4 protein-coding genes are annotated in these 4,193 nt (G+C 64.9%); 1 reads left to right on the top strand and 3 read right to left on the bottom strand.

Going from position 1 to position 4,193, the window contains the following annotated elements; genetic code table 11:
- Positions 1 to 810, bottom strand: an 810-nt coding sequence (locus tag EN906_RS25020) for a CoA ester lyase (RefSeq protein ID WP_164777337.1), incomplete at its 3' end; no start/stop codon positions are given.
- A 3-nt stretch (positions 811 to 813) separates the two neighbouring features.
- A complete protein-coding gene (locus tag EN906_RS25015; protein WP_127271750.1) occupies positions 814 to 1,266 on the bottom strand; it encodes a MaoC family dehydratase in 453 nt (150 codons plus the stop codon).
- A gap of 150 nt (positions 1,267 to 1,416) precedes the next feature.
- On the opposite strand from EN906_RS25015, the gene EN906_RS25010 reads away from it, so the two are divergent.
- Positions 1,417 to 2,541: a DUF2336 domain-containing protein gene (locus EN906_RS25010; protein WP_127270718.1), complete on the top strand. Its 1,125-nt coding sequence runs from the start codon at positions 1,417 to 1,419 to the stop codon at positions 2,539 to 2,541.
- Here the strand turns inward: EN906_RS25010 and EN906_RS25005 are convergent.
- The coding region (locus EN906_RS25005) for an FUSC family protein (RefSeq protein ID WP_164777336.1) at positions 2,538 to 4,193 on the bottom strand (1,656 nt) is incomplete at its 5' end. The two genes, EN906_RS25010 and EN906_RS25005, sit on opposite strands and share 4 nt — an antisense overlap.

Genomic DNA, 4,193 nt, shown 5'->3' with positions numbered 1-4,193 from the left:
CATCTTGCCGTCAATGCCGACGACGCCGGGATTTCCCGCTGCCGCGAACGCGGCGACGATTGCTGCCGATTGTCTCACGGCCTCGGCCGACGGCGTGAAGGCGGCGTTGATGACCGGCACCTGGTCGGGATGGATCGCCATCTTGCCGGTGAAGCCATCGCGCTCGGCCTCCGTGCATTCCACTTCGAAGGCCGCTATGTCGCGAAAATTCGGGAAGACGGTGTCGATCGCCGCGACCTCCGCCGCACCGGCGGCAAGTATGGTCATTGTGCGAGCGTGGCGGAACACGTCCGTGTAGCGGCCATGCTCGTCGCGGACGCTGCGCGCGCCGATCGCCGCCGACAGGTCTTCAGCGCCCCAGGTGAGGCCGGCAAGCCGCGCACTTGTCCCGGCATAGGTCGCCGCCGCCAGCACGCCTGCCGGCGTTTCGGTGATGATCGGCAGGATCTTGATCGCGCCGTCGGCCAAGCCATTTTCGGCCTCGCGCACCCTGAGCTTTGCCGACAGATGCTGCACATCCTGGCCGCTGTTCGACTTGGGCAGCATGATGCCGTCGGGTCGTGCCGGCACCAACGCCGCCAGATCGTCATCCGTCAACCCGGTCGTGAGGTCGTTGACCCTGACATAGATGGCTGAACTGGTTTGCGCCCTGCGTTCCAGGATGAAGCGCGCCGCCACCTCGCGCGCCAGCGCCTTGTTGTGCGGCGCCACGGAATCTTCGAGGTCGACGATGATCACGTCGGCGCCGGCACCAAAACTTTTTTCCAGTTTCCTCTGGGAATCGCCAGGGACGAACAGCAGCGAACGCATGCGTCAGATCGCCTTCTTCAGCATCATCGCTTGCCTGGTGCATTTGGCGACGAGATCGCCATGCTGGTTGTAGGCGCGATGCTCGAATTCGACGATGCCGCGATCGGGTTTCGACCTGGATTCGCGCACCGAGATGACTGTCGTCTCGACCCGGATGGTGTCGCCATGGAAGACCGGATGCGGAAACACGGTCTCCTTCATGCCGAGATTGGCGACCGTAGTGCCGACTGTGATGTCATTGACCGAAATGCCGATCATCAAGCCGAGCGTGAACAGCGAGTTGACCAGCGGCTTGCCCCATTCGCTCCTGGCGGCGAAATCGAAGTCGATATGCAGCGGCTGCGGGTTCAGCGTCATTACCGAAAACAGCATGTTGTCGCTTTCGGTAACGGTCTTGCGCAGCGTGTGCTGGAAGACATGGCCGACAACGAACTCTTCGAGATAAAGCCCGGCCATTTCTTTCTCCTCACGTGCTTGACGGTGATAGGCGCTGCAAATCAGCCTCGCAAGCCAGTTAATGAACATGGTGAACGGTTCGTAAACCAATTCTGCCTACGGTCGTCAGTGGGGTCAGAAGCTTCTGACAAGGGGCGTAAGCAGGCGGGCATGGTTGTTGTTTCGCATTTTCTGAAATGGATCTACACGGCCAGGGTGTCGGAGCGTGCCGCGGCGGCGAGCGCTCTGGCCCGGGCCTATATCAATTCCGAATTGCCTTTCGAGGACCGTTGCGCCGCCGAGGCGGCGCTGACGCTATTGCTCGACGATGCCTCGTCGAAGGTGCGGCTGGCGATGGCCGAGGCGCTGTCGATGAGCCACCACGCGCCAATGCAGATCATCAGCGTGCTGGCCTCCGACCAGCCGGAAGTCGCCGGCGTGGTGCTGGCCCGCTCGCCGCTGCTCACCGACGCCGACCTGATCAACCGCGTGGCTTCAAGTCCGAAGGCGACACAGAAATTGATCGCCGACCGGCCACTCGTCTCGATGGCGCTGTCGGCGGCCATCGCCGAGATCGGCGAGGCGGACGCCTGCGCCGTGCTGCTCGCCAACAGCGGCGCCGACATCGCCTCGCTCAGCTTCCGCCGCATGGCCGAACGCCACGGCCATCTGCCCTTGGTGCGCGAGGCGCTGATATCGGATATCAGGCTGCCGGCCGACTGTCGGCATATGCTGCTCGTCAAGCTGGGCGAAATGTTGAAAACGTCGCCACTGGTGATGGCATTGATGGGCGCGGCGCGAGCCGACCGCGTCATGCGCGACGCCTGCGTCAAGGCTTCGGTGACGCTGATAGAAGGCACGCGCCAGGAAGAACATGCGGCCCTGATCGAGCATCTCAGGCTGCGCGGCGACCTTACCGCGAGCTTTCTGATCCGCACCATCGCGCATGGCAAGGTCGATTTCTTCGGCTCGGCGCTGGTCGCGCTCAGCCAGCAGTCCGAACAACGGGTGAGGGCGCTGCTGGCCGGCGGGCACGACGTGGCGTTGCAGGCGTTGTTCCGCAGCGCCGGCCTCGCCGCAGTCACCCATGCCATCATCCTGCGCGCGCTGAAGATCTGGCGCGAGGTCGCCAACGGCAAGCGCGTCGCCGGTGTGCAAGAGGTCAGCTGGCTGATGCTCAAGGAGGTGGGCGGGCAGTCCGCGGAAGGCGATCTTGCCACGCTGGTCAAGTCGATCCATCTCGACGCGCTGCGCGAAAACGCACGCGGCCACGCACTGGCGATAGCGGCGGCTTAGCCTTTATCCCTCGCGAAAAAGTCCGGGAAATCCTCCATCGCCGCGGCGATGATGCGCAGCGATGCTGCGATTTGCAGCAATTCGCCGGTGCCGTTTCGCTCGGCGATGTTCGCTGCGTACTGCCGGGCGACGGCGACGGTCGAGGTCTGTGGATCGCCGGGGGCGCGGAAAAGCAGTTCGCGCGCCAGTCCCCTCAGGAAGTTGGCGATCGAAAGCGCGGTCTCGGATGGAATGGCATGGCTTTGGCTTGCATCGCGCAGCCGAAGGACCTCCAGGCCGACGGTGACGGCGGCGACTCCGCCGCCCAGAACCGCATCGCCCTTCTGACCGGCATTCTGCACCAGCGGCATCAGCTGGTTGATGCGGTCGTAGGCGAGGCTCTCGAAGGCCGACCGCCTCGGCACCCGCTCATGCAGGCAAAGCCGCGCCAGATCCTCGCGCATGGCGCGCACGATCCGGTTGGCCGCGAGCCACGGATCGGCTGGCAGCACGACGATGAAGACACCGATCGCCAGCAGGATGCCGACCAGGATCGACGCCGACCCGGCGAAGAAGGGTACGGGATCGTAGGTCATCGCCTGGTGCGGGCTCAGGAAGGCGAGGAAGTTGATGGCGAAGGCCGTCGCCACGCCGACATAGCGTGGATTGGCCATGGCCAGCGCCGTCGGTACAAGAATGGGCACGACAAACAGCATGAACCAGCCGAAGCCCGGCAAAGCGGGCAGCGCGATCTGGCCGACGAGAAAGGCAAAGGGCAAAGCGAGCAGCGTTCCCTTGAAGAAACCCCAGGCGACCTGCACAGGGTCGGGGCGAGCAGCAAACAGGCTCGATACGACAGCAACGAGGATGACCGTGCCGGCCGCTTCCGACCATTTCGTCGTCAACCAGAAAGCCGCGACCAGCAGCGTGGCAAGGGCAGCGCGCAAGGCGTTACGCGATGCGCCGGCGTAATCGCGATGCACCACCAGCGCAGGCTGCCTGCTGCCCCTGGCCAGGCGCGTGGCAGGCGCGCGCAGGGCGTCGAGGCCGCGCAGCACCTGCTTGAGCGCCTCGGCGAAATCGGCGGCGATGGTCAGGCGGGTGATGGTGCCGACCCTGTCGTCGCCCTGGTCGGTCGAGGCATCTGGCATTTGCCGGGCGTTTCCGGAAATCGCATCGAGCCGAGCCACCCACAGCGCCGTATCGTCCAGCGCGCCGGGCTTGGTCGCCAGCTCGCTGACCAGCGACTGCAGTTCCGAGCGCACCGGGATGAGCGCCGCATTCTTCGGGGCGGCGTGCGAATGCAGCGCGCGTGCCGCCGACAGGGCCGAGAGCAGCTGTCCGATGGTGCGACGGACTGGATGGGCGCGCGGCGCGAAGCTCGGCGCCTCGAGCCTGGCATAGGCGCGCATCTCGCCGAGCGTCTGGGCATCAGTGATCAGCTTTCGGTGCAGCGTGGACAGCGTTGCCGGGTCGCCGCCGGAGAACGCACCGCCGGCATAGGTGGCAAGATCAAGGATACAGCGTTTCAGGCGCGAGACGATGGCGTCGCTGGCCAGTTTTGGCAGGATCAGGCGGCTGGTCAGGCCGGCGCAGACAATGCCAAGCACGATCTCGGCACATCGCGCGACCGCGAGGTCGCGCGATGTGCCGAGATCGTGCTTGGCATTGTC

This window comes from Mesorhizobium sp. M7A.F.Ca.CA.004.06.1.1 (assembly GCF_003999135.1).
GTDB lineage: Bacteria > Pseudomonadota > Alphaproteobacteria > Rhizobiales > Rhizobiaceae > Mesorhizobium.
Note: the sequence above shows the minus strand (reverse complement) of the source record. Positions and strands in the feature narration are given on the sequence as shown.

Bases quoted from the DNA above. Each gene is read 5' to 3' on its own strand.
- EN906_RS25015 (WP_127271750.1), bottom strand. From the start codon at position 1,266: ATGGCCGGGCTTTATCTCGAAGAGTTCGTTGTCGGCCATGTCTTCCAG.
- EN906_RS25010 (WP_127270718.1), top strand. From the start codon at position 1,417: ATGGTTGTTGTTTCGCATTTTCTGAAATGGATCTACACGGCCAGGGTG.